The organism is Synechococcus sp. MU1651 (genome assembly GCF_023630635.1).
GTDB lineage: Bacteria > Cyanobacteriota > Cyanobacteriia > PCC-6307 > Cyanobiaceae > Parasynechococcus.
Map to the genome: position 1 here is coordinate 181,427 of NZ_JAKUHJ010000002.1, position 23,238 is coordinate 204,664.

The 23,238-nt window shown below is 60.1% G+C and carries 24 protein-coding genes; 14 read left to right on the plus strand and 10 right to left on the minus strand.

Features of this window, described 5'->3' with window-relative positions; translation table 11 throughout:
- Nucleotides 1-52 precede the first annotated feature (52 nt).
- Together NCN05_RS03795 and NCN05_RS03800 are read left to right on the plus strand one after the other, a co-directional pair.
- Nucleotides 53-892, plus strand: coding sequence for a sulfotransferase family protein (locus NCN05_RS03795; protein ID WP_250397053.1), 840 nt, complete (start codon nucleotides 53-55; stop codon nucleotides 890-892).
- An 89-nt stretch (nucleotides 893-981) separates the two neighbouring features.
- Nucleotides 982-2,226, plus strand: coding sequence for a tRNA nucleotidyltransferase/poly(A) polymerase family protein (locus NCN05_RS03800; RefSeq protein ID WP_250397054.1), 1,245 nt, complete (start codon nucleotides 982-984; stop codon nucleotides 2,224-2,226).
- Nucleotides 2,227-2,235: 9 nt separating this feature from the next.
- On the opposite strand, the gene NCN05_RS03805 is transcribed toward NCN05_RS03800, so the two are convergent.
- Entirely contained in the window at nucleotides 2,236-2,799 is a 564-nt protein-coding gene (locus tag NCN05_RS03805) for a KdsC family phosphatase (RefSeq protein ID WP_250397055.1), read from the minus strand.
- 171 nt (nucleotides 2,800-2,970) lie between these two features.
- Between NCN05_RS03805 and NCN05_RS03810 the strand changes: the two genes are divergently transcribed.
- From NCN05_RS03810 to NCN05_RS03820, 3 genes are all read left to right on the plus strand, one after another.
- The gene (locus NCN05_RS03810) at nucleotides 2,971-4,164 is read left to right on the plus strand and encodes an O-antigen ligase family protein (RefSeq protein ID WP_250397056.1); all 1,194 of its coding nucleotides are present in this window, start codon (nucleotides 2,971-2,973) and stop codon (nucleotides 4,162-4,164) included.
- 21 nt (nucleotides 4,165-4,185) lie between these two features.
- Nucleotides 4,186-6,579: a UvrD-helicase domain-containing protein gene (locus NCN05_RS03815; RefSeq protein WP_250397057.1), complete on the plus strand. Its 2,394-nt coding sequence runs from the start codon at nucleotides 4,186-4,188 to the stop codon at nucleotides 6,577-6,579.
- Between the two features lie 273 nt (nucleotides 6,580-6,852).
- Nucleotides 6,853-8,208, plus strand: coding sequence for a glycosyltransferase family protein (locus NCN05_RS03820; protein ID WP_250397058.1), 1,356 nt, complete (start codon nucleotides 6,853-6,855; stop codon nucleotides 8,206-8,208).
- On the opposite strand, the gene selD is transcribed toward NCN05_RS03820, so the two are convergent.
- Complete coding sequence (gene selD / locus NCN05_RS03825) at nucleotides 8,156-10,189, minus strand: selenide, water dikinase SelD (RefSeq protein WP_250397059.1); 2,034 nt, start codon at nucleotides 10,187-10,189, stop codon at nucleotides 8,156-8,158. The genes NCN05_RS03820 and selD overlap by 53 nt on opposite strands.
- The gene (gene galE, locus NCN05_RS03830) at nucleotides 10,186-11,247 is read right to left on the minus strand and encodes a UDP-glucose 4-epimerase GalE (RefSeq protein WP_250397060.1); all 1,062 of its coding nucleotides are present in this window, start codon (nucleotides 11,245-11,247) and stop codon (nucleotides 10,186-10,188) included. The genes selD and galE overlap by 4 nt, the downstream gene beginning before the upstream one ends.
- Nucleotides 11,248-11,334: 87 nt before the next feature.
- Between galE and hisS the strand changes: the two genes are divergently transcribed.
- The 4 genes from hisS to NCN05_RS03850 are packed head-to-tail and all read left to right on the plus strand — an operon-like array spanning nucleotide 11,335 to nucleotide 16,002.
- Nucleotides 11,335-12,627, plus strand: a complete 1,293-nt coding sequence (hisS, locus tag NCN05_RS03835; protein ID WP_250397108.1) for a histidine--tRNA ligase — start codon at nucleotides 11,335-11,337, stop codon at nucleotides 12,625-12,627.
- A 2-nt stretch (nucleotides 12,628-12,629) separates the two neighbouring features.
- Nucleotides 12,630-13,580 (plus strand): UDP-glucuronic acid decarboxylase family protein, encoded by a 951-nt coding sequence (locus NCN05_RS03840; RefSeq protein WP_250397061.1) that lies wholly within the window; start codon nucleotides 12,630-12,632, stop codon nucleotides 13,578-13,580.
- Nucleotides 13,577-14,980: a nucleotide sugar dehydrogenase gene (locus tag NCN05_RS03845; RefSeq protein WP_250397062.1), complete on the plus strand. Its 1,404-nt coding sequence runs from the start codon at nucleotides 13,577-13,579 to the stop codon at nucleotides 14,978-14,980. The genes NCN05_RS03840 and NCN05_RS03845 overlap by 4 nt, the downstream gene beginning before the upstream one ends.
- Nucleotides 14,980-16,002: an NAD-dependent epimerase gene (locus tag NCN05_RS03850; RefSeq protein ID WP_250397063.1), complete on the plus strand. Its 1,023-nt coding sequence runs from the start codon at nucleotides 14,980-14,982 to the stop codon at nucleotides 16,000-16,002. Before NCN05_RS03845 ends, NCN05_RS03850 begins: the two co-directional genes overlap by 1 nt.
- Before the next feature lie 98 nt (nucleotides 16,003-16,100).
- Here NCN05_RS03850 and NCN05_RS03855 read toward each other — a convergent pair whose 3' ends face one another.
- From NCN05_RS03855 to NCN05_RS03880, 6 genes are all read right to left on the minus strand, one after another.
- Nucleotides 16,101-16,301, minus strand: coding sequence for a photosystem II reaction center protein J (locus NCN05_RS03855; RefSeq protein WP_011363231.1), 201 nt, complete (start codon nucleotides 16,299-16,301; stop codon nucleotides 16,101-16,103).
- A gap of 10 nt (nucleotides 16,302-16,311) precedes the next feature.
- Nucleotides 16,312-16,431, minus strand: coding sequence for a photosystem II reaction center protein PsbL (gene psbL / locus NCN05_RS03860; RefSeq protein ID WP_006852026.1), 120 nt, complete (start codon nucleotides 16,429-16,431; stop codon nucleotides 16,312-16,314).
- 8 nt (nucleotides 16,432-16,439) lie between these two features.
- Nucleotides 16,440-16,580, minus strand: coding sequence for a cytochrome b559 subunit beta (psbF, locus tag NCN05_RS03865; protein WP_006851435.1), 141 nt, complete (start codon nucleotides 16,578-16,580; stop codon nucleotides 16,440-16,442).
- A 3-nt stretch (nucleotides 16,581-16,583) separates the two neighbouring features.
- Entirely contained in the window at nucleotides 16,584-16,832 is a 249-nt protein-coding gene (psbE, locus tag NCN05_RS03870; protein WP_250397064.1) for a cytochrome b559 subunit alpha, read from the minus strand.
- A gap of 71 nt (nucleotides 16,833-16,903) precedes the next feature.
- Nucleotides 16,904-17,905 carry a photosynthesis system II assembly factor Ycf48 gene (locus NCN05_RS03875; RefSeq protein WP_250397065.1) on the minus strand — a complete coding sequence of 334 codons (1,002 nt, stop codon included), beginning with the start codon at nucleotides 17,903-17,905 and terminating at the stop codon, nucleotides 16,904-16,906.
- A gap of 9 nt (nucleotides 17,906-17,914) precedes the next feature.
- The gene (locus NCN05_RS03880) at nucleotides 17,915-18,313 is read right to left on the minus strand and encodes a rubredoxin (protein WP_186514508.1); all 399 of its coding nucleotides are present in this window, start codon (nucleotides 18,311-18,313) and stop codon (nucleotides 17,915-17,917) included.
- A gap of 83 nt (nucleotides 18,314-18,396) precedes the next feature.
- On the opposite strand from NCN05_RS03880, the gene NCN05_RS03885 reads away from it, so the two are divergent.
- Genes NCN05_RS03885 through NCN05_RS03895 form a run of 3 tightly spaced genes read left to right on the plus strand, consistent with a single transcriptional unit; the run spans nucleotide 18,397 to nucleotide 20,065 of the window.
- Entirely contained in the window at nucleotides 18,397-18,759 is a 363-nt protein-coding gene (locus NCN05_RS03885) for an NAD(P)H-quinone oxidoreductase subunit 3 (protein WP_038551549.1), read from the plus strand.
- A gap of 2 nt (nucleotides 18,760-18,761) precedes the next feature.
- Nucleotides 18,762-19,502, plus strand: a complete 741-nt coding sequence (locus tag NCN05_RS03890; protein WP_250397066.1) for an NADH dehydrogenase subunit K — start codon at nucleotides 18,762-18,764, stop codon at nucleotides 19,500-19,502.
- Nucleotides 19,499-20,065 carry an NAD(P)H-quinone oxidoreductase subunit J gene (locus tag NCN05_RS03895; protein WP_250397067.1) on the plus strand — a complete coding sequence of 189 codons (567 nt, stop codon included), beginning with the start codon at nucleotides 19,499-19,501 and terminating at the stop codon, nucleotides 20,063-20,065. The genes NCN05_RS03890 and NCN05_RS03895 overlap by 4 nt, the downstream gene beginning before the upstream one ends.
- Here the strand turns inward: NCN05_RS03895 and NCN05_RS03900 are convergent.
- Nucleotides 20,059-21,414 carry a gluconeogenesis factor YvcK family protein gene (locus tag NCN05_RS03900; RefSeq protein WP_250397109.1) on the minus strand — a complete coding sequence of 452 codons (1,356 nt, stop codon included), beginning with the start codon at nucleotides 21,412-21,414 and terminating at the stop codon, nucleotides 20,059-20,061. The genes NCN05_RS03895 and NCN05_RS03900 overlap by 7 nt on opposite strands.
- 149 nt (nucleotides 21,415-21,563) lie before the next feature.
- On the opposite strand from NCN05_RS03900, the gene NCN05_RS03905 reads away from it, so the two are divergent.
- Nucleotides 21,564-22,322, plus strand: coding sequence for an ABC transporter ATP-binding protein (locus NCN05_RS03905; protein ID WP_250397110.1), 759 nt, complete (start codon nucleotides 21,564-21,566; stop codon nucleotides 22,320-22,322).
- Nucleotides 22,323-22,327: 5 nt separating this feature from the next.
- Nucleotides 22,328-23,188 (plus strand): MlaD family protein, encoded by an 861-nt coding sequence (locus tag NCN05_RS03910; RefSeq protein ID WP_250397068.1) that lies wholly within the window; start codon nucleotides 22,328-22,330, stop codon nucleotides 23,186-23,188.
- Nucleotides 23,189-23,238: the final 50 nt, after the last annotated feature.

Genomic DNA, 23,238 nt, shown 5'->3' on the forward strand with positions numbered 1-23,238 from the left:
TGTGGGCCTGATGAAATGATGTAAATTAGTTGTTAATTCTGAGCCTAAGATTATGAAGGAATTTGGTCCTCACTTCATTGTCATAGGTGCGCAGCGTTCTGGTACGACGTGGCTTCACCGTGTCTTGTCTCAGCATGATCAACTTTGGCTTACTCCCGTTAAAGAGCTCCATTACTTCGATAAGCAATCGATCAAGCTCGGTGTGTTGAGTCGGTATGAGCGTCATCGAGCACGTTTCTGGAGCATGAAGCGTGCCGTCAGTAATCCGAGATGGTTCTGTCGTTATTGGTTCTTGCCACGTGATGATGAATGGTATGGAAAACTGTTTCGTCGTGCTCGCGGAAAAGGGAAAGTGACGGGAGAAATAACACCTGCCTATGCTGCAATGTCTAAGCAAGAATGGGATCAAATCCATTCGTTATTTCCTGATTTGCGTCTGATTTTTGTGATGCGAGATCCAGTAGTGCGGACTTGGTCTGCGTTGCGCAATAGTATGAAAAAGAGTCGCATTGATCCTTCGACAAGTGTGGATGGTCTTGTTGAGTATGCATTTAAGTCTTCGATAGCTGCCCGGTCGGACTACCTTCGTTCTATTCGGATGGTGGAGTCGAGATTTGGGGCTGGCCAGCTGCATTGCTGTTTTTTTGAGCAGCTCATTGCTGAGCCAAATGTTTTCGCGGATTCAATGTTTAGATTTTTGGGTGTAAATCCATTGGGAGAGGATTTGGTTGTTCCTGCTGCTGTTAATAGTGCAGCTGGTGGAGATCAACCGCCTCTTGCATTGCAGCGAGCTTTGGCAAAGGAGTATCTGCCCATGACCGAACAGTTGGCTGATCGTTTTGGTGGCATTCCACGAGAATGGGCGACAAAGTATCGGAAGCTTTTGGGCTGATTTTCGCTGGTTTTGGCCGATTCGCCGTTGCCTCTCCTGGTTTTTCTTTGGGCCTTGATGCTCTTGTCTGATCTTTCGCTTGGGGCGGTATGAGTCAATATCTTTCCCTTGATGCTCCTGATTTAGACCGCGATTTAATCGCTTTGTTGGCAGAACAGGCGGGCATTTCTGGTGTGCGTCTTGCCCTGGTGGGAGGCGCTGTGCGCGACCTCATGTTGTATCAAATGCTCCGAGATCCTTGGCGTCCGCTTTCGGACCTTGACCTTTTGCTGGAAGGTTCATCCTCTGATTTTGTGAGTCATTTGCAGGATCAGTACGGACCTGATCGTGTATCCGAGTTGCGGCTGCATGAGCAGTTTGGGACCGCTGAACTCGTGATTGATGGGTTGCGTTTGGATGTGGCCTGTGCCCGCACCGAGACGTATCCCGCGCCTGGAGAGAATCCTCATGTCCAGGCCGGCACTCTTGAGCAGGATCTTGCACGCCGTGACTTCACGGTGAATGCGATGGCTTTAGTGCTCCAACCGGATGGATCCCCTCAATTGTTTGACCCCCATCGGGGTCGAGAGCATCTGTTGCAGCGTCAGCTTGTGTTCTTGCATGAAACCAGCGTCGCTGATGACCCCACCCGTGTTTTTCGTGGCGCCCGCTATGGCGCCCGCTTGGGTTTTCAGTTGGCACCCTCAGCGTTGGTTCAGGTGCAAGCCACTTTGGATCAGTGGCCCTGGGCGTGGAAGCCAGGCGACGTCATGGACGCTGTGCCTCCTGCCTTGGGCACCCGGTTGCGCATGGAGTTGGAGCTGCTGTTCGAACGTGAACCCTGGCAAGAAGCACTCACGCTGTTGCAGCAATGGTCCGCAATGCCTTTGCTTGATCCTGCCTTGCAACGCGATTGTCGTCTCCGTCGACGGCTGGTTCAGGGAATCCGGCTTGCACTCCCCGCTTTGGTGGTCCTAGTGGCTGCTGCCGGCGATCCAGTCGGTTTGGCTTCACGTTTGCAGCTTCCCCACCAACAGCAGCTCTGGCTTAATCAACTGGTTGATATTCGTCATTGGTTGGATGATGAGGTCAGCCAATTGCCATGGGATGGCTGGGGTGCCCTGGATTGGACCCGGCGCCTCGAGCAGAAGCGCTGGGAACCTGAGGTGGTGGCGCTTGCTGTGCTCGACAACAACGCATTCCGTCGACCATTGCTGCGGTGGTGGGGGCGTTGGCGGCATGTGAGATCACCAGTGAGTGCCCGCGAGCTCATGGCTCAGGGCGTTTCGGCAGGTCCCGCCCTCGGCGATGCGCTGCGTCGTTTGAGAGATCAACAACTTCAGCAGATGTGCTGAAGCAGGTGGTTAGTTGTTGCGATCCCGCCAGCCCTGGTCGGCAAGAGTTGCCCAGATCCCTCGGGCTTTCAGAACCCGCTCAGCCAGTTCGCGCACGGCGCCATGACCTCCCTTGTGATGCAGCACGGCATCTGCTTGGCGGCGTATTGGCCGACAAGCGTCACTTGGAGCCAGTAGGAGCTTCACGTTGCGGCGGACGGCGAGATCGTTGAGGTCATCGCCCACAAAACCGGTGTTGTTTGGCGCAATCCCCAAGCGTTGTTGCAGTGCCTTGAGTGAGGGTGGTTTGTCTTGGATGCCCACCAGGCAGTGGTTGATGTTCAGTTGGCGTGCCCGTGCTTCTGTGGCACCGCCATGGCCACCGCTGAGCAAAGCCAGTTCGATCCCGGCTTGTTGCAGCAGTTTCAGGCCGAGACCATCGCGAACGTCGAAGCGTTTCTGCAGTTGACCCTCCGGATCCAGCCATAGGCCTCCATCCGTGAGCACACCATCAACGTCCAACACCAAGAGCTGCAACTGGGCCAGTGGTGTTTTGAGCCGTTGCCAGTGCCATTCACGCAGCATTTGTCGCATCCTCTTGTCCCTCTCCTATTGCGAATCCAGTCTGTGCTCGATCTTGAATGTGCATGGTTCATTGCAGCTGTCGGCCAAGCTTTCTCTGTTGGCCTCTTCGCTCGTGTCAAAGCCTTCAGTGGTTTGGTTCTGGCAGGCTAAGGACTCTTCCAAGGGCTTGTCTTGTCAGGTTTGATCAACTACCTCAAATCTCCTTGGCTGGATCTGCTGCTTCCGCTCTCGCTGATGGGCTTCATTTGGGAGCGCAGTGGTAACCCAGTAGTAATGGTCTGCTTCCTTGCCACTTGGTGTGCCCTGAAGTTCGCACGATGGCTGCCCTCACAACCGGTGTACGGCGTGTTGATTGGGGCGATCAGCATCATTCTTAGTGCGGTGATCCATCCCTTGAGCGCTTCGGCTCCCACAGATTTGTTGCTGGTGTTGCTTGCCTTTGCTGCTGGCCTTCAGCAATCCAAAGATCAGTGGCGAATCTCGATGTGGATTGTTTTGGCAACGGTAATTGTTTCACTGCCTTTTTTGGAGCTTTCTCGATTTAACGGCAATGTTGATGTGATTCCTTGGTCGTCTCTGCGCGACGCTTTGCCCAAGGAAGCAATACGCATTCAGAAGTTAACGATTAACCGATCGGCTTATCTCTATGGCTTGTTTTCGCTGGTCGGCTATGGCCTTTGGCGTCTTGAGAAGTGGCCATGGAGGTCGGCAGTAGCTGGAGTGATTGGTGGCCTCAGCTATTTGTTGGCGTGTGCTACGGGATCTCGGGCTGCTCTGATCTTCCCTTTTGCGATTGTGGTTGTGACAGAGCTGTGCTGGCGTCATCGCCATTGGGTGGCAAAGCAAGCTCGCTTTCTTGTGACTGCTCTACTGCTGCTCTCACTGCTGTTCAACTTCGCGCTGTATTGGCCCTCCGGTCCTATAGCTGCTAATGATCAAAGTGATGTCGGTCGGGCTGAAATAGCACAGTGTTTCTTGGAGCAATCGTTGAAATCATTGCCTGAACTGGTAATTGGTCAGGGCTACGACAGGGTGTCTGATCATTGTGCACAAAGAGTGTTTCTTCCTGGCCGCACGAAGGGAATTCCTCATGCGCACAACGTTTTTGTGCAGGCACTTGCAGACCAAGGCCTGTTGACCTTGATGCTCATGGTGGTGGCTTTCGCTGTTATTTTGCATCGTTTATTCCTTGGTCTTGGGGGTGATGCAGCACCCCTCTGCTTGATCGGTCTGTCCTGTGCACTGTTCATTCTTGCTTCAGCGTTGGTGGAATCCACGCTGCTGAAAACATCTCTGCAGCAGGTGATCAGTGGTTACCTTTTAGCCGTTGCTTGGGTGGCACCGGCACCGCGTGGGCCCATGCAGCACAACTAAGAACTCCCGTACCGTCAGTCGATGGGTTTTTTGGCAGGCCTTAACGACGCCCAACGACGGGCTGTCGATCATCACGAGGGGCCTCTGCTGGTCGTGGCGGGCGCTGGCAGTGGCAAAACGCGCGCCCTCACCCATCGGATTGCTCACCTGATCGGTGAGCACGGTGCCGATCCCGCTCAGATCCTGGCGGTGACCTTCACCAATAAAGCTGCCCGCGAGATGAAGGAGCGGCTTGAGCTTCTCTTGGCGCAGCGTCTGGCCCAGAGCCAGTACGGCCAGCCTTGGAGCACCCTGCCCCCTGTGGAGCAGCGCCAGCTGCGCTCACGTATTTACAGGGAGGTGACAAAGGAGTTGTGGATCGGCACCTTCCATGCCCTGTTTGCGCGGCTGCTCCGCTACGACATCGACAAGTTCAAGGACGCGGAAGGACTCACCTGGACCAAGCAGTTTTCGATCTACGACGAGGCCGATGCCCAGAGCCTGGTCAAGGAGATCGTGACCCAGGAGCTGCAGCTTGATCCCAAGCGTTTTGAGCCGAAAAAGACCCGCTGGGCCATCAGCAATGCCAAGAACCAGGGTTGGCTACCAGACCAGCTTGAGGCGAACGCCGAAGGTCAGCGGGGCAAACTCACCGCCGATGTCTACCGGCGTTACCGCAAGGCACTGGCCGCCAACAACGCCCTCGACTTCGATGACCTCCTGCTGCTGCCAGTGCAGTTGCTCCAGCAGAACGAGCAGGTGCGCAGTTACTGGCACCGCCGCTTTCGTCATGTGCTGGTGGATGAATACCAGGACACCAACCGAACCCAGTACGACCTGATCAAGTTGTTGGTCACCGATGGCAAGGATCCTCAGGAGGTTGAGGACTGGTCAGGCCGTTCCGTCTTTGTGGTCGGTGACGCCGACCAAAGTATTTACAGCTTCCGTGCGGCTGATTTCACGATCCTGATGGGCTTCCAGGACGATTTCGGCGATCAGGCGCCGGACGAATCCACCCGAACGATGGTGAAGCTGGAGGAGAACTACCGCTCAACCGCCACGATTCTCGAGGCAGCGAATGCCCTGATCGCCAACAACAGCGAACGGATCGACAAGGTTCTGCGTCCCACACGGGGAGAGGGGGAGCTGATCACCCTTACCCGTTGTGACGACGAGATTGCGGAGGCGGAAGCCGTGGTGCACCGCTTCCGAACGATGGAAGCCGCCAACCCCGAGCTGAGTTGGGGTGATATGGCCGTGCTTTATCGCACCAATGCCCAGTCCCGTGCGATTGAGGAATCACTGGTGCGTTGGGGAATTCCCTACATCGTGGTGGGGGGGCTGCGCTTCTACGACCGTCGCGAAATCAAGGATCTGCTGGCCTATTTGCGGCTGCTGGTGAACCCGGCCGACACGGTCAGTCTGCTGCGGGTGATCAATGTGCCGAAACGGGGCATCGGCAAGACCACGATTCAGCGCCTCACCGATGCGGCCAATCAACTGGGGATTCCGCTGTGGGACGTGGTGAGTGATCCCGAAGCGGTGCGCTCCCTCGGCGGCCGTTCGGCCAAGGGTCTTCTTCAGTTCTGTGATCTCGTCAATGACCTGAAAGCCCGCAGTCGTGATGTGGCGCCATCGGAACTGATTCAGCAGGTGATGGAGAAGAGCGGTTACGTCAGTGAGTTGATTGCCGATGGCACCGATGAGGCTGAGGAGCGCCGCCGCAACCTGCAGGAATTGGTGAACGCCGCTCTGCAGTACCAGGAGGAAAACGATGAGGGCGACCTGGAGGGATTTCTGGCCACGGCAGCTTTGTCGAGCGATGCCGACAACAAAGACACTGCGGCTGATCGCGTCACCTTGATGACGCTGCACAGCAGCAAGGGTCTGGAGTTCCCGGTAGTGAGTTTGGTGGGTCTTGAGCAGGGATTGTTCCCCAGCTACCGCTCCCTGGACGACCCGGCTTCGCTCGAGGAGGAGCGTCGGCTCTGTTATGTGGGCATTACTCGAGCCAAGGAACGGCTGTTCCTGTCCCACGCCTGTGAACGTCGTCTCTGGGGTGGCATGCGCGAAGCGGCCGTCCCTTCGGTCTTTTTGTCTGAGTTGCCTGAAGCCTTGATTCAGGGAGATCTCCCCCAGACCGGTGGGGCAGCACTCCGGCGTGAGCGGCGCCTTGACCGGCTGACCCGCGTGGACCGCGACAAGCCGTCATCGGCCCCCGCCAATGCTGTGCGTCGCCGTCAGGCCGGTCCAGCCCCTGGGCGCAGCTGGCAAGTTGGCGATCAGGTCGTCCATGCCAGCTTTGGGGTTGGTGAAATCACCCACACCTTTGGAAGTGGCGAGAAGGTGTCCATCGCGGTCAAGTTCGCAGGGATGGGTCCAAAAATTCTGGATCCTCGCCTGGCCCCGATCGAGCCTGTGACGAGCTCCGGTTGAACCGAACTGGTGTCGAACCCCTGACTTCCTCAATGGATCCCACCCTGAAGAGCTGCTGCGTCATCCATCAGCTGCCGTGATTCTGGGCCTGGGCGGAGATGGGACATTGGTGGCCCGGTTAGGCTGAATTTCAGGAATGGTTCATCCCTGGATACCGCTGCATTGGCCCTGGTCTGAGGTATGGCAGTGCAGTGCAGCCCAGGTTCGAAGCCGATGAAACGCATTGGGCTTGTTGTAGTGGCATCTCTCTGCCTGGCTTTTGGCCTCCGGGCCTTGCTATTGGTCGATGCCACAGCGCTCTGGGGGGATGAGCTGTACAGCGTCGGCAAGAGTTTTCAGCCCAGCTTCAGCAGGTTGATGGCGATGTTGCGGGAGGACACTCACCCCCCGGCGTATTACACCCTGCTCTGGCTTTGGGGACATTTGGTTGGTCAGAACCCCATCAGCCTCCGATTGCTGTCTTGGCTGGCTTACGTAGCGGGTGGTCTGGTGATGGTGTGTCAGGCCATGGTCTTGGGCGAGAAGCGTCCCCAGGTGGCGGTCATCGCAGCGCTGCTTGTGTTCTGCAGTCCATATCCCATCCGTTTTGCGATTGAGGGCAAGAGCTACGCCCTGCTTGTTCTTTTGCTCTCCTTGGCGTGGTGGTGGCGTCGTTCAGCCCATCCCATTGCTTACGGAATCACGGCTGCGTTGGTCGGACTGACGCATTTTTATGGTCTTTTTTTGGTGCTCGCGGCTGCGGCTTGGGATGGTTGGCAGCGCCGTTGGTCCATGTCGACTGCCGCTTTGATCGGAGCCCTTCCGGCCCTGGCCTGGATGGCCTATGCCGCGGACTATCTGTTCAGCTCTCGAGCAGGCAGCTGGATTGGGCCGCCGGATTACGCGCTGTTTGAAGAGATCTTGGCTCGCGGTCTTGGTCTGTGGCCCCTGCCCAAATTGGCACTGATCCTGGCGTTGCTGGTGGTTCTGAGGCGCTGGGGAGGGTTGCACCGTTTGCCTTGGCCGAAGCTTGATCTGCTTGATCGAAGCGGTCTGGTGCCGTCCTTGTTGATGGTGATCGGTGTTGTTGCTGTGTCGTTCGTGAAGCCGATGGCCTTCAGCCGCTATTTCGTGGTGCTGGTGCCAGCGGTGGTGCCCGTCGTGGCGGTTCAGATCGGTGGTTTGGATCTGAATCGTGTGGGGCGCTGCTGTTCTCTGCTCGTGCTGGGTCTGTTGCTGGCCAGTTGGTGGGGGCCTGGTTTTGCCGAACTGGATCCGGTTGCAGGCGGTGCACGTGAACAGGATCAGTTCCGGCTGATCAGCCAGCGCACCAGCGGTTTGGTGGAGCGTTATAGCCCGCGATCCCGTTTGCTCAATCTGAGTGATCGCATGGAAGAGGTCATGGGTCGGATTCCCAAAGACCCTGTCCCTTGGGGGAATCGCCATGCGTTGGAGCGACGTTTGGCCATGCCACCCTTGCCGCGGGAGCTTTGGCTGGCCAGCAGCGGACCGTTGCCGAAATTGACCCGCAAGATGCAGCCGATGCAGGAGCAGGTTGAAAGGGAGGGGTACACCTGTCGGGACCGCTCCGGTGATCTCAGTTATGCCCGACTGCTGCAATGCCAATCTGCCGCCAGGGTCCTTCGCTGAGAAGAGATGCGGCTGTGCTTTCTGGGCAGGCCAAAAGCAGTGGGCCACAGGTCTGCGGATCCACGAGCAGTTCCAGTAGGCCCTGGGATGGGGTTTGGTTGAGCTGCACAGTGGAGTCCAGCCAGTGCCAGCTGCGTCGATTGGCGGGGGCGAGGCTGCTGGCCAAGCCACGTTCCAGCAGCTCGAGAGCCTGGGGATAGGCAGGAATGGAGTCGGCAAATAGCTTGACCTGCAGGGGTGCGCTGCTCTGCAGCATTTCTCCCAGATGGCCCAACAGCCCGAAGCCTGTGATGTCCGTGCAGGCATGGATCTCGTCCCGGTGCGGCCGAAGCTGGTCCAGCAGCTGGTGTTGGCTGCAGGTCATCACCGCCAGGACACCGTCGATCGCGGCTGGCGGCACCGCTCCCGCCATGGCAGCGGCAAACAGCACGCCGGTGCCCAGGGGGCGGCTCAAAAGCAGCGCATCCCCCGGCTGAATCCCCCCTTTCCGCCAGGACGTTCCATGGCTGCGTCCGTTGACACAGAGCGTCAGTTGAAGTCCCAGTTCCGCCGGTTTGGGCGTATCGCTGCGGGCTTCCAACGTGTGGCCGCCAATCAGGGATGCCCCCTGCTCCTGCAGGACTGAGTTCACTCCGGCCAAGGTCTGGGCCAACAGCTCCTGCTGATCCCCATTCTCCAGAGCTGGCAGCGTCACGATGGCTTGGGCGCTGTCCACAGTGGCCCCGCAAGCCCACAGGTCGGAGCTGGCGTGCAGGGCAGTCAAGCGACCGTTCATCCAGGGATCGCTCAGCAAGGCTGGGAATCCATCCACGCTCTGCAGCAACAGCGGTTCGCCGGGAATCTGGGCAGCATCCTCTGGAGATCCGCTGATTCCCACCTGTTGCAGCGCTGCTTCCAAAGGCTGGGCGGGGAGCTTGGCGGCGCAGCCACGGCAGGCCATCGGGGTGTTCGGGGCCATGGCACCGGCGTTCCGGAATGCTTCGAGAAAGCGTTGGTCGATCCTTCGCTTCCATCGCCAGAGCAGTGCTGATGGACCGAACTGCCAATCACCCCAACGGGCCCAAGCCTGTCCATGCTGGTCCCCGATGAGCTGCAGGGCCCAACGCTGTGGATGCCAGGGACGTAGGGCCTGTTTGCGGCAATGGGCTTCGAGGTTTTGGGCCAGTGGTTGGGCAGCGCGAACGGCCCACACTCCTGATGCAGGCCGCGGCGCGTTGGAGATCACGGCGCAGTCGCCAGCTGCAAACACGTTGTCGTGCCCTTCCACCTGCAGGAATCGATTGGTGCGCACCCGGCCATCGGGGTCCACCGGCATGCCACTGGTTTCGATCCAACTGGGCGCCCGACTGCCGGTGCAGCGCAGGCTGGTGCAGCTATTGCTGTCTACGTCGCCTTCCACGAGTTGCACCCGTGCTGTGGCAAGCATCTGGCGCTCCAGTGCTCCCAGTTGCTGAGGGTGGCTCTGCAGTTGCAGTGGGCGTTGGGGCCAGCGGCGGCGCAGGGCAAGCACCACTTCGAGGCCGGCCGGCCCTGCCCCCACCACGCGAAAGGGAGTTGCGCTGCTGGGCTCTTGCTCTGCCAGAAAGGCCAGGGCCGGCTCCAGGGGTTTGATGGCCACTCCTTCAGCGTCGCTGCCTCGGCTGACCGCTCCGACGTCCAAGCTCAGCAGGGCGTAAGGAAGGGCAGGTCGGTTGCTCAATTGCAGCAACTGCCGTCCTAGATCAACTCCGCAGATCTCCGCCTGCACGAAAGCCGCGCCGGCGCGATCGCAGAGCTGACGCAGGTCGATCTCAACGTTGTTCTGTTGTTCAAGGCCGGCGATTAAGGCCGGCAGCATTCCGGAGTACAGCGCTGATCCAAGGCGATTGACGAGCACGATGCGTCGATCAGGCCGGTGCTGGGGCCGCATGGCCCAACGTTTGAGCAGAAGTGCGTGGCTGTGCCCCCCGCCGGCAAGCACCAGTGCCCCGGCTGATGTCATGCGGATTTCCTGTAGCCCATTGGGTTGGCCTGCTGCCAGGTCCAGCCATCACGGCAGATGTCGTTCAGCGTGCGCTTTGTACGCCAGGAGAGGGTGTTGGCAGCTCGTGTGGGGTTAGCGATGGTGATAGCAGCGTCGCCAGGCCGTCGATCGACAAGGGCATAGGGGATGTGTTGGCCGCTGGCGGCGGCGAAGGCGTTGACCACGTCGAGAACACTGGCCCCGGCGCCGCTGCCGAGGTTGCAGATGAGGTGCTGTGGTTCAGCATTCAGGAGGCTGTCGAGGGCGGCTTTGTGGCCGTCGGCAAGATCCATCACATGGATGTAGTCGCGCACCCCGGTGCCGTCATGGGTCGGCCAGTCGCTGCCAAACACTTGGAGCTGATCGCGACGTCCGACGGCGACCTGGGATACGAAGGGGAAGAGGTTGTTGGGGATGCCGAGAGGATCTTCCCCGATCTGGCCGCTGGGGTGGGCGCCTACGGGGTTGAAGTAGCGAAGGCAAGCGATTCGCCAGGTGTTGGGCGCGCTGGTGTTGAGATCCGCGAGCATCTGTTCAACAGCGGCTTTGGAAAATCCGTAAGGGTTGATCGGTTGAATGGGCGCTGATTCAGCAATGGGGACGTTTGCAGGAAAGCCGTAGACCGTGGCGCTGCTGCTGAACACGAGGGTGCGGCAGCCATGGGCCTCCATGGCGGCGAGAAGGGTACGGGAGCCGGCGACGTTGACATCCCAATAAAGGAGGGGCTTCTGGACGGACTCGCCAACGGCTTTGAGGCCGGCGAAATGAATGACGGCATCGAAAGGACGATCGTTGGCGGCAGCATCTGAAAAGAGCTGGTCAAGGGTGTGGGGGTTGCGGATGTCCCCGTGCTCGATCTGCAGCCGTGTGCCGTTCAGGGACACTCCGGAGAGGGCGGACACCCTGCTGAGGGCTTCCGGAGAGCTGTTGGAGAAGTTGTCGAGGACGAGCAGGTCGTGGCCGGCTTCCAGGAGCACCAGGCAGGTGTGGCTGCCGATGAAACCGGCGCCGCCGGTCACCAAAACACGGCTGCCCATGCACCTCGGAGTTCCGAACATCGTCTGATTTTGAAGCAACTGCCGCCAGCGGGCAGACTGATCCGCTGTTGTGATGGGTCCGGTGTTGTGAGTCAGCTCCAGAGCCTCAGAGGCATGGTGGATCTGTTGCCAGAGGCACTGCAGCGCTGGCAGGCGGTGGAGGCCCAGGCACGAGAGCACTTTCGGCGGTCCGGGTTTGGTGAGATTCGAACGCCGCTGTTGGAGTCGACCGATCTGTTTTGTCGTGGCATCGGTGAGGGAACTGATGTGGTGGGCAAGGAGATGTACAGCTTTCAGGATCGCGGCGATCGCTCCTGCACCTTGCGGCCGGAGGGCACTGCATCCGTGGTGCGTGCTGCCCTCCAGCACGGCCTGCTCAGTCAGGGTGCCCAGAAGCTCTGGTACTCGGGGCCGATGTTTCGCTACGAGCGCCCTCAGGCGGGCCGGCAGCGGCAGTTTCACCAAATCGGTGTGGAGTGGCTTGGGGCGGAACGAGCCCGAAGTGATGTTGAGGTGATTGCTCTGGCCTGGGACTTGCTGGCCAGCCTGGGTGTCGGTGGCTTGGAGCTGGAACTCAACAGCCTTGGTTCGTCGGAGGACCGGCAGGCCTACCGCAAGGCTCTGGTGGCCTGGCTCGAGCAGCGCTCTGAGGCGCTCGATCCCGATTCCCAGGCAAGGCTCAGCACCAATCCGTTGCGCATCCTTGACTCCAAAAACAAGGACACCCAGGCGCTACTGGCAGATGCACCCACCCTTGCGGATGCCCTTTCTGATGCCAGCCGTAAACGTTTCGAAGAGGTGCAGCGAGGTCTGACTGCCCTGGGGATTCCTTTCCGGCTCAATCCTCGGCTGGTACGTGGTTTGGACTACTACAGCCATACGGCCTTTGAGATCACAAGTGATCAGCTCGGGGCCCAGGCCACCGTCTGTGGTGGTGGTCGTTACGACGGCCTGATTGGTCAGTTGGGAGGTCCCCAGACCCCCGCCATCGGTTGGGCCTTGGGAATGGAGCGGTTGTTGCTGGTGTTGGAAGCAGCAGCCCAGGCGGATGCTCAGGGTGTAGCTGCGAGGTTGACGGCGGCCGCAGCTCCTGATGTTTACGTCGTGAACCGTGGTGATGCGGCGGAGCGGTCTGCTCTTGCGTTGGCCCGGGGCCTACGGGCTTCAGGGCTGCGGGTGGAGTTGGATGCGTCGGGCTCCGCTTTCGGCAAGCAGTTCAAGCGGGCCGATCGCAGTGGTGCACCTTGGGCCTTGGTGATCGGTGAGGACGAGGCTGAGCGCGGTGAGGTGCGCCTGAAGGCGTTGAACCAGCAGGCTGAGGAATCCACTGTTGCGATCCAACCTGTTGACGCGATTGTGGAGTTACTGGGAACCCATTGAACATGCAGATCAATCTGGTTACTGGAGGTGCTGGGTTTCTCGGCTCCCATCTGATTGACCGGCTGATGGAGGCCGGGCAGGAGGTGATCTGCCTCGACAACTACTTCACTGGGCGCAAGGCCAACATTGCCCATTGGATCGGTCATCCCCGTTTTGAGCTGATCCGTCATGACGTCACCGAGCCGATCAAGTTGGAGGTGGATCGGATCTGGCACTTGGCCTGCCCGGCTTCTCCAGTGCACTACCAGTTCAACCCGGTCAAGACCGCCAAAACCAGCTTCCTTGGGACTTACAACATGCTGGGGCTGGCCAGACGGGTGGGAGCTCGCTTGCTGCTGGCAAGCACCAGTGAGGTCTATGGCGATCCGGAGGTGCATCCCCAGCCGGAGAGCTACCGCGGCTGTGTGAACCCGATCGGCATCCGCAGTTGCTACGACGAGGGCAAGCGCATCGCCGAGACCCTCTGCTTTGACTACCAGCGCATGAGTGGTGTGGACGTGCGGGTGATGCGGATTTTCAACACCTACGGGCCTCGAATGCTGCCCGACGATGGCCGCGTGGTGAGCAACTTCATCGTTCAAGCCCTGCGAGGTGAACCTTTGACCCTCTACGGGGATGGGTCCCAGACCCGATCGTTCTGCTACGTGAGCGACTTGATCGAGGGAATGATTCGGCTGATGAATGGAGCCCATACGGGACCGATGAACATTGGAAATCCGGATGAATTCACCATCCGCCAGCTGGCCGAGCTGGTGCGCGCGCGGATCAACCCGGCTTTGCCGTTGATCGAGAAACCCTTGCCTGAGGATGATCCGATGCAGCGCAAGCCGGTGATCGACCTGGCTCGCGAGCAGTTGAAGTGGCAGCCGACTGTGTCACTGGAGCAGGGCTTGGACCCGACGATCGATTCGTTCCGTAAGGTCCTTGCACTATGCGATCAGCCTGAGGCGTGACGATTCAACGCATTTGCTGCATTGGTGCTGGCTACGTGGGTGGCCCAACCATGGCGGTGATCGCGGATCGTTGTCCGCAGGTGCAGGTCACGGTGGTGGACCTCAACCAGGCACGGATTGATGCCTGGAACGATCCAGACCTGAGCCGATTGCCGGTGTATGAGCCTGGTCTGGATGCCGTGGTGGGCCGGGCCCGGGGGCGCAATCTCAGCTTTTCCACGGCCGTGGAAGCCGCGATTGCGGATGCCGACATGGTGTTCATCTCGGTGAACACACCAACAAAGACGAAAGGCCTGGGGGCGGGCCAGGCCAGTGACCTGCGCTGGGTGGAGGCCTGCGCACGCACTGTGGCCAAGGCGGCCCAAGGCCACACGATCGTGGTGGAGAAGAGCACCCTGCCGGTGCGCACGGCGGCTGTGATCAAAAACATTTTGGAAGCGGCATGTGACGGAGAGGATCAGCGCACGTTCTCGGTGCTGTCCAATCCCGAGTTCCTGGCAGAGGGAACAGCCATTCGCGATCTGGAAGCCCCAGACCGGGTGTTGATCGGTGGAGATGATTCAGGATCCATTGATGCCCTCGCAGAGATCTACGCCCACTGGGTTCCGCAGCAGCAGATCCTGCGCACCAACCTTTGGAGCAGTGAGCTCTCCAAACTCACCGCCAATGCCTTTCTGGCCCAGCGGATCAGCTCGATCAACTCGATTGCGGCCTTCTGCGAGGCCAGCGGGGCTGATGTGCGCGAGGTGGCCCGGGCGATTGGCACCGACAGCCGTATTGGCCCGAAATTTCTCAATGCCGGGCCCGGATTCGGTGGCAGCTGTTTCCAGAAGGACATCCTCAATCTGGTGTACCTCTCCCGCCATTTCGGCTTGCCCGAGGTGGCGGATTATTGGGAGAGCGTGGTGGCGTTGAACACCTGGCAACAGCACCGCATTGCCCGGTTGGTGGTGCAGAAGCTGTTCGGCACCGTGACGGGAAAGCGCCTGGCGATTCTTGGTTTTGCCTTCAAAGCCGACACCAACGACACCCGTGAGGCACCGGCGATTCGCATCTGTCAAGACCTGCTGGAGGAGGGCGCGCAACTCGTCATCCACGATCCAAAGGTGAAAGCCGATCAGATGGCTCGGGATCTGAATCAGGAGCCGGCCTCTCAGGTGGATCGACTGAGTGGTATTGGCAGTTGGGCTGAGGCCGGAAGCGTTGAGGATGCCGTGATGGGCGCTGATGCCGTTCTCGTGCTCACGGAATGGCAGCACTACCGCAATCTGAACTGGCAGGCTCTGGCCGCACGGATGCGCAAGCCGGCCTGGGTCTTTGATGCCAGGGCTGTCGCCGATCCTGCCCAGATCAAAGCTGCTGGCCTTTGCCTATGGCGGGTTGGCGACGGAGAGGGTTGATGGCACGCACCGTCCTGGTCACCGGCGCTGCTGGTTTCATCGGAGCTGCCCTGAGTCAGCGCCTGCTGCAGCAGGGAGACAGAGTTGTTGGCCTCGACAACCTGAACGACTACTACGACCCAGCCTTGAAGCAAGCCAGGATGCGTCAGATCGAGGCGGTCGCCCAGAAGGGTGATTGGCGCTTTGTGGAAATGGCTTTGGAAGACGGCGATGCCCTGATGGCGTTGTTTGCTGCCGAGAAGCCGACCGTGGTGGTCAACTTGGCGGCCCAGGCCGGGGTTCGTTACTCCCTGGAGAACCCGGCGGCTTACATCCAGAGCAATCTTGTGGGCTTTGGCCATCTGCTGGAAGGTTGCCGCCACCACGGCACCGAAAACCTGGTCTATGCCTCGAGCAGTTCGGTGTATGGCGGAAACCGTAATCTGCCTTTTCATGAGCAGCAGCCGGTGAACCATCCGGTGAGCCTCTACGCCGCCAGCAAGAAGGCCAACGAGCTGATGGCGCACACCTACAGCCATCTCTATGGGCTGCCGGCCACGGGCCTGCGATTTTTCACCGTGTATGGCCCCTGGGGCCGGCCCGACATGGCACCGATGTTGTTCGCCAAAGCGATTCTGGCGGGGAACCCGATACGGGTGTTCAACCACGGCCAGATGCAGCGCGACTTCACCTACATCGACGACATCGTGGAGGGGGTGCTGCGCTGCTGCGACAAACCCGCCACCGCGAACCCCGACTTCGACCCACTGGCCCCTGATCCCGCCACGGCCGCGGCACCGCACCGGGTGTTCAACATCGGCAACAGCCAACCCACGCCTTTGCTGCGCTTCATCGAGGTGATGGAGGAGGCTCTGGGCCGCGAAGCCATCAAGGATTTCCAGCCCATCCAGCCGGGCGATGTGGTGGCCACCGCCGCCAATACCGCAGCTCTGGAAGCGTGGGTGGGCTTCAAGCCCTCAACGCCGATCGAAACTGGCGTGCAGCGTTTTGCCGATTGGTATCGCTCCTTTTACGGCGTCTGATCGCCTGTCGTCAGGCAGCAATGTCGTCGCAGCGTTGTCCCATCAAAAAAGCCCCCTGGACAAAAACAGAGGGCTTTTGCTGAGTCAAGGGCTTCCGATCAGGCGGAGCCAACACCGGTGTAGGAGCCGTAGAAAAACAGGCCTACTACAAACAGAACGGCCATTCCACCTGCAGTGGCCACCAGCCAGAGGGGAAGGACGCCCTCGGTCCAGCGGCTTCTCCAGGGCACAGCCGGTGTGCCATCAGGATTGCGATCGGGAATTCGACCGTCGGGATACGGGGATTTTTTTCCGCTCATCGAATAATCCTCAGTTGAAGAAGTAACTGGACATGAGCACGCCGGTCACAAAGACAAACAGCAGACCCAGGTACAGGCTGGTGCGGTTGAGTTCAACCGGCAGGTTGTTGGGATTGGGATTGCGTTCCATGGTTCGGATCAGCGGCGGATGAACTGCATCGCGGCAAGGGCGCCCAGGAAAAACACCGTCGGGATGCCGAGGGTGTGCAACGCCAGCCAACGCACCGTGAAGATCGGATAGTTGCGTGGCGTTGTGGCGACAGGAGGAGCTTGTGTCATTACTTATTTCAGACGGAAGTCGAGTTCAGATTTGCCCTCGTAGCGCTGGCTCACCACGGGAGCTTTGCTTTCCGAAGCTTGGAAATAGGCGTCAGGACGGGGTGTCCCGAAGGCGTCGTAGGCCAGGCCGGTGGACACGAACAGGAAGCCTGCCAAAAAGATGGAAGGCAGTGTCACGGCGTGGATCACCCAGTAACGGATGCTCGTGATGATTTCGAAGAACGGGCGTTCTCCTGTTGAGCCGGCGGCCATGGCTTTGGGCGTGTCAGGACGATGATCTTAGGAGGTGGCTCAGGTGAGCTGAGGCTGAGGCGTTGTCGCAGTTACACAGCGTTGCCCACCCAGCGCAGCAGGTTGCCCCGCTCACCCAGCACAAAGGCGTGCTCCCCGTCGAACACCATGCGGGTGAAGTTGCTGGGCTGACGGTCTCCGACGGGGTCGTTCTCCCAGCTGTCGCCGCCGTCTCGGCTCACCAGCAATGTGCCGTTGCCACCGCCGGCCCAGATGGCGCCGTCGTCATCCCAGGCCAGGTCCATGTAGCCGTAGCCGTTGGTGATCGGGATGATGGCTTTGCTCCAGCTGTCGAAGTTGCCGGGCTCATCGTTGAGGCGAATCTGCGCGCCGCGGGCCACCATCCAGAGGTTGCCGTCGGGCTGGAAGCCGATGCTCTGCAGCCGCTGGCTGCTCACCCGCTGGTGCACTTGCCAGACGGAATCACCCGGCTCCCAGGTGGCGTAGAAGTTGCCGAGGCCACTCACGCTCACGTAGCTGCCGTCCCTGCTGCGACGCAGATCACGGACGGCACCGGCGGCATCGGTCACCTTGGCTTCCCAGCTGTTGCCGTCGTTGTGGGTCTCGTAGACCGCACCCACGTTGGTGGCCAACTCTGCGGAATGGCTGCCCAGGGCGGTGATCAGGTAAGGCTCGCCGGGCAGTTTGGTGTCGAGGAACAGGCGGGTCCAGTTCTGGCCGCCGTCGTCGCTGTGCATCAGCAGCCCGGGCTGTCCGGCGATCCAGCCTTCATCGCCATCGAAATCGATGCTGATCAGGCGGAAGTTTTCTTCGTCAGGCAGATCCAGGCTGCGCTCATTCCAATGGGCACCCCCATCGTTGGTTTCCCGGATCATCCGGTTGCTGCCCACCAGGTAGCCGTGGCGGCTGTCTGTGAAGGCCACATCCAGCGGGTTGGCCTGGGTGTCGAGATCCATGGCCTGCCAGGGGCTCGTGCTGGCCGTTGGCACGTGGGTGGTGACGCAGCCGCTGAGGCTGACCCCCAGCACAAGCACCAGCAGCAGCTGGCTCAAAGAGTTCAACAGACGTTTCATGGCTGGGCCTCAGCGCAGGGAATAAAGGGACAGGAAAAAGGCGAAGCCGAGGGCGAGGCTGCCGAAGATCAGAACATTCTTCTGCCCGGGTGTCATCCGGTTCACCCCAAGGCCGAAGTCGAGGTTCTCGTCGAAACCGCTGGCCTTGGCACGTGGACCGATGTCGCGGAAAGCGGCCACCTTGCTGCGGCAGACGGGGCAGCGGAAAGCAAGCGCATCGAGATCCTCGAAGGCCGTGCCGGGGTCAATCCCAACCTTCTTGACCCCTTCGTCGGGGTCATAGACGTAGCCGCAGCTGCGACATTCGAAACGGTGGGTCCTTGGGTCGCTCTCCGGAGCGGTTTCAACAGCTGGTTCCACCGCTTCGGTGGTTTCGACCGGCTGGACGGACTGTTGTTCGTCGCTCACCGCTGTGTTGCTGGGCCAAACGACTCTATCGACGACAACTCCAGGCGGTGAATGCCAGACTGGCCCGGTCTACGGGGACCTCCATGTTTGCCCTGCCCGGCTATGACGCCTTTCTGGGGTTTCTGCTGATTGCGGCTGCAGTGCCGGCCCTGGCGTTGATAACCAACAAATTGGTGGCGCCGAAAAGCCGCGCCGGTGAGCGCCAGCTCACCTATGAATCCGGCATGGAGCCCATTGGTGGGGCCTGGATTCAATTCAATATCCGCTACTACATGTTTGCGCTGGTCTTCGTCATCTTCGATGTCGAGACCGTCTTCCTTTATCCCTGGGCTGTGGCGTTCAACCGTCTTGGCTTGCTGGCCTTCATCGAGGCCCTTATTTTTATTGCCATCTTGCTGGTGGCCTTGGCCTACGCCTGGCGTAAAGGCGCCCTTGAGTGGAGCTAGTTATGTCTGAGAACACATCCCCCTCCATTGCTGCCGTTCGCGGTCTGCGCGAAGCCAGCTGCGGTCCGATTGGTGCCCCAAACGTCACCAACGATCTCAGCGAGAACGTCATCCTCACCAGTCTGGATGACCTCCACAACTGGGCACGCTTGAGCAGTCTCTGGCCTCTTCTCTACGGAACGGCCTGCTGCTTCATCGAATTTGCTGCGCTTCTCGGGTCTCGATTCGATTTTGACCGCTTCGGTCTGGTTCCCCGCAGTTCCCCGCGCCAGGCCGACCTTCTGATCGTGGCCGGCACGGTCACCATGAAGATGGCGCCCGCTCTGGTTCGGCTCTATGAGCAGATGCCGGAGCCGAAGTACGTGATCGCAATGGGTGCCTGCACCATCACCGGCGGCATGTTCAGCGCTGATTCCACTACCGCAGTTCGCGGCGTCGACAAGTTGATTCCTGTGGATCTCTATCTGCCTGGCTGTCCGCCCCGCCCCGAAGCGATCTTTGATGCCGTGATCAAGCTACGCAAGAAAGTTGGAGATGAGTCTCTGGCGGAGCGGCGCAAGCATCAGCAGACCCATCGCTACGTGACGGTCTCTCACCAGATGAAGCGTGTTGAGCCTGTGGTGACCGGTTCTTACCTTCGGGCTGAATCTCAAAAAGCTGCCCTGGCTGCAGCGCCCGCAGGGCAGACCCTGGCCACCGACGCCGCCGTTCTTACTCCTGCTGCTGAACCTGTCGAGTCATGAGCGAAACTCCTTCCAAGAAGACAGCCGCTTCGGATGAAGCTGGTGCGGTTGTTGCTCCCGAGCCTGGTCCGGTGAGCCAATGGCTGAACAAGCAAGGCTTTGATCACAACAGCCTCGAGCCTGATCACCTGGGCGTTGAGCAGATTGGCGTTGATGCTGCCGTGCTTCCGATGATCGCTGCGGCGCTCAAAAGCAACGGCTTCGACTATCTCCAGTGCCAAGGGGGCTACGACGAAGGCCCCGGTGAGCAATTGGTTTGCTTCTATCACCTGTTGGCGATGGCTGAACAGGTGGAGGCCATGGCGGCCGATCCCTCAGCCAAGCTACGGGAAGTGAGGATCAAGGTCTTCCTCGATCGTGAAGGCAGCCCCTCGCTGCCGTCGATCTATGGCCTGTTCCGTGGCGCCGATTGGCAGGAGCGTGAAACCTTCGACATGTATGGCATCCAATTCGAGGGGCATCCGCATCCCAAACGCTTGTTGATGCCTGAGGACTGGAAAGGATGGCCGCTGCGCAAGGACTACGTTCAGCCTGATTTCTACGAAATGCAGGACGCTTACTGATCTCGTTCGCGTCGATGGGTTCGGTAGAAGCGCATTACCGCAAGGGCAAGGCTGCGGGAATCGTGGCGCAGGGTTGCAGTCGGCCGGACCCCCTGCAGTGGTGCCTGAGTGACGTCGTAGCCGTCTGAGCGGAGCCCTTCCGCATCGCAACGCACGGGATCAGCGCCGCGGCTTTGGTAGTAGCGAACCAGATCAGACTCGGGCAGATCGTCCTGGGCCAGGACGGCATTAAACAGTCTGGGCTCAATGCCGAGAGTGGCGAGCTGTGCCTCGATCGCGCGGATATGACCGCGCACATCCAGGCCATCGGTCTCGCCGGGTTGCGTCATCAGGTTGCAGATGTAGAGCCTGGGGGCCTTGCTGCGTTTGATGGCGCCCACCAGTTCTGGCACCAGCAGGTTGGGGAGCAGGGATGTGTAAAGGCTGCCCGGTCCGAGCACGATCAGGTCGGCATTGGCGATCGCTTCGAGTGCCCGGGGCAGGGCCGGTGGTCGTTCAGGACTGCAGCCCAAGCGAACAATGGGGCTGGGGGCGTGGCCGATGTTGCTCTCGCCGTCGATCCGTTGGCCGTTTTCAAGTTCGGCCCAGAGCTGCACATCCACGTTGGTGGCGGGCACTACCTGACCTTGCACGGCCAGCACACGACTTGATGCGGTGATGGCGGTTTCCAGATTGCCCGTGATCGCTGAGAGGGCAGAGAGAAACAGATTGCCGAAGCTGTGCCCCTCTAGACCGCTCCCGGCCGCAAAGCGGTATTGGAATAGGCGGGTGAGCAGTGGCTCTTCGGTGGAGAGCGCGGCAAGGCAGTTGCGGATGTCACCTGGGGGTAGCACCCCCAGTTCCCGACGGAGCACCCCACTGCTTCCGCCGTCGTCAGCGACGGTGACGATCGCGGTGATGTTGCTGCTGTAGCGCTTCAGACCGCTCAGCAGGGTCGATAAGCCTGTCCCTCCGCCGATGGCCACGATGTTGGGCCCTCTGTTCAAGCGGCTCTTGGCCCGCAGGGCATCCACCAGAACGGTGTCCTTGTCGGGAGCGAGAGCCTGTTGAATCGAGCCGAAGCTGCGGCTCTGCCCCCATAGCAAAAGGCCACTGCCGATCAGCAGCACCAGGGGTCCGGTGATCTCGCGGGGTAGCACGGTGGTGATGCTGCTCAGCAGCCAGCTGAGGGTTTCCAGGATCCAGTAGATCGGCTTCAGATCGGCCCAGACGGCGGCCCCCAGCAGTGCCGTCAACAGGCCCAGGCCGGAGGTGAGCAGCCAGCGCTTCACCACCAGGCCAGGTTGCAGCCAGCGCACGGCCCGTTGGGAGCGGGTCATCAGATCCCGTCGCCGCTGATCGCGCATCATCCGGGCTTGGCGTCTGCTTGTCGGGGGCTTCAGCGCCAAGGAATGGCTTGATGAGCAAGTTCACTGAACTGTACGGAGCTTGTGGAAAGGCGGCAGGATGTCAGTGTTTTTCGGCCCAGACCGTGCCGCAGTCTCAACCTGTTGTGGAGATGCGGGACCTCACGATGCAGTGGGGACCTCGGCCTGTTCTGGATCGGGTCAACCTGACCCTGCATGTGGGGGAGCGGTTGGCCGTGGTGGGCCCATCTGGGGCTGGAAAGTCCACGGTGCTGCGTCTTCTGGCTGGTTTGCAGCTGCCCACCAGTGGTGAGCTGCGCCTTTTCAACCAACCGCAGACCTACCTGCGGCTGGACCAGACCGATCCACCGGACGTGCGGCTGGTGTTTCAGAACCCCGCTCTGTTGGCATCGCTCACGGTTGAGGAGAACGTCGGGTTTCTCTTGCGCGAACGCACGCAGCTGTCGCGGCAGGAGATTCGTGACCGTGTGCATGCCTGCCTGGAGGCGGTGGGGCTCTATGACGTGGCCCACCTCTATGCCGGGGAATTGAGTGGTGGCATGCAGAAGCGAGTCAGCTTTGCCCGTGCCCTGATTGATGATCCTCAGCGGGGGAATCAGTCGATGCCCCTGTTGTTGTACGACGAGCCCACGGCAGGACTCGACCCCGTGGCTTGCACGCGGATCGAAGACTTGATTGTGAAAACCACCACCGTGGCCCAGGGCTGTTCCGTGGTGGTGAGCCATGTGCGCAGCACGATTGAACGCTCTGCGGAACGGGTGCTGATGCTCTGCGACGGCCGGTTTCAGTGGGAAGGCTCGGTGGATGCGTTTCGCAGCACCGACAACCCCTATGTCGTCCAGTTCAGGACGGGTAGCCTGCGCGGACCGATGCAACCGGCGGAGCACTGACCACCATGCGACGCAGTGTTCGTGATGCCATCGTCGGATTCACGCTGATTGGCGGCATCGTCGGATTTGCTTCAACCGCTCTTTGGCTCCGAGGGGTTCGTGTGGGGGCTGGCCACTGGTCCCTGACGGCCCGTTTCAACGACGCAGCAGGTTTGGCGGAGCGTTCTCCTGTCACTTACCGGGGCATCTTGGTGGGTTCAGTGCGTTCGATTGAGGTCACCCCTGAGGCGGTGGTGGCTGAGCTCGAAATTAATAAATCTGATCTGCGCCTACCGCTGCCCGTGACCGCCACGGTGGGGGCAGGCTCGCTCCTTGGGGGTGACGCCCAGGTGGCCTTGGTGAGCGTTGGACCTCCACTTCCTCAGAACGCCCCCTTGCCCCGCGGGGCCGCTTGCCAGCCAACGCTCCAGCTCTGCAACGGTGGAACTGTGGTGGGACGAGAAGCTCCCAGCCTCTCCACCGTGACAGCAACCATGCAGGCGCTGCTGGCCCAGGTTCAGGACGAGCGGGTGATTCCCAATGTGGCGGCGTCGCTTGAGCAGATTGAGGCCTCCACGAAGGAATTCGAGGCGTTGACGGTGCAGCTGCAGGATGAACTGGCCAAGGCCGCTCCTGTGATTCGCAATCTCGAGACGGCGACGGCTCACTTGAACAACATCGTGGCTTCCCTCGACAATCCCCAGACCCTGAGTGACCTCAAGCAGACGGCCGCCAATGCCGCCCAGCTCACGGCCACAATCGATGCCGTGGGTGGCGATGTGGCTCAACTCACCAGTGATCCTGAGTTCATGAAGGGTGTTCGCAATCTCACCATCGGCTTGGGTGAATTCTTTGGCGAAATCTTTCCAGCGCAAACCGCTCAATAGGCACGATATCGGGTGGATATTGGTGTGATTTCGACCCGATATCGTGCGTT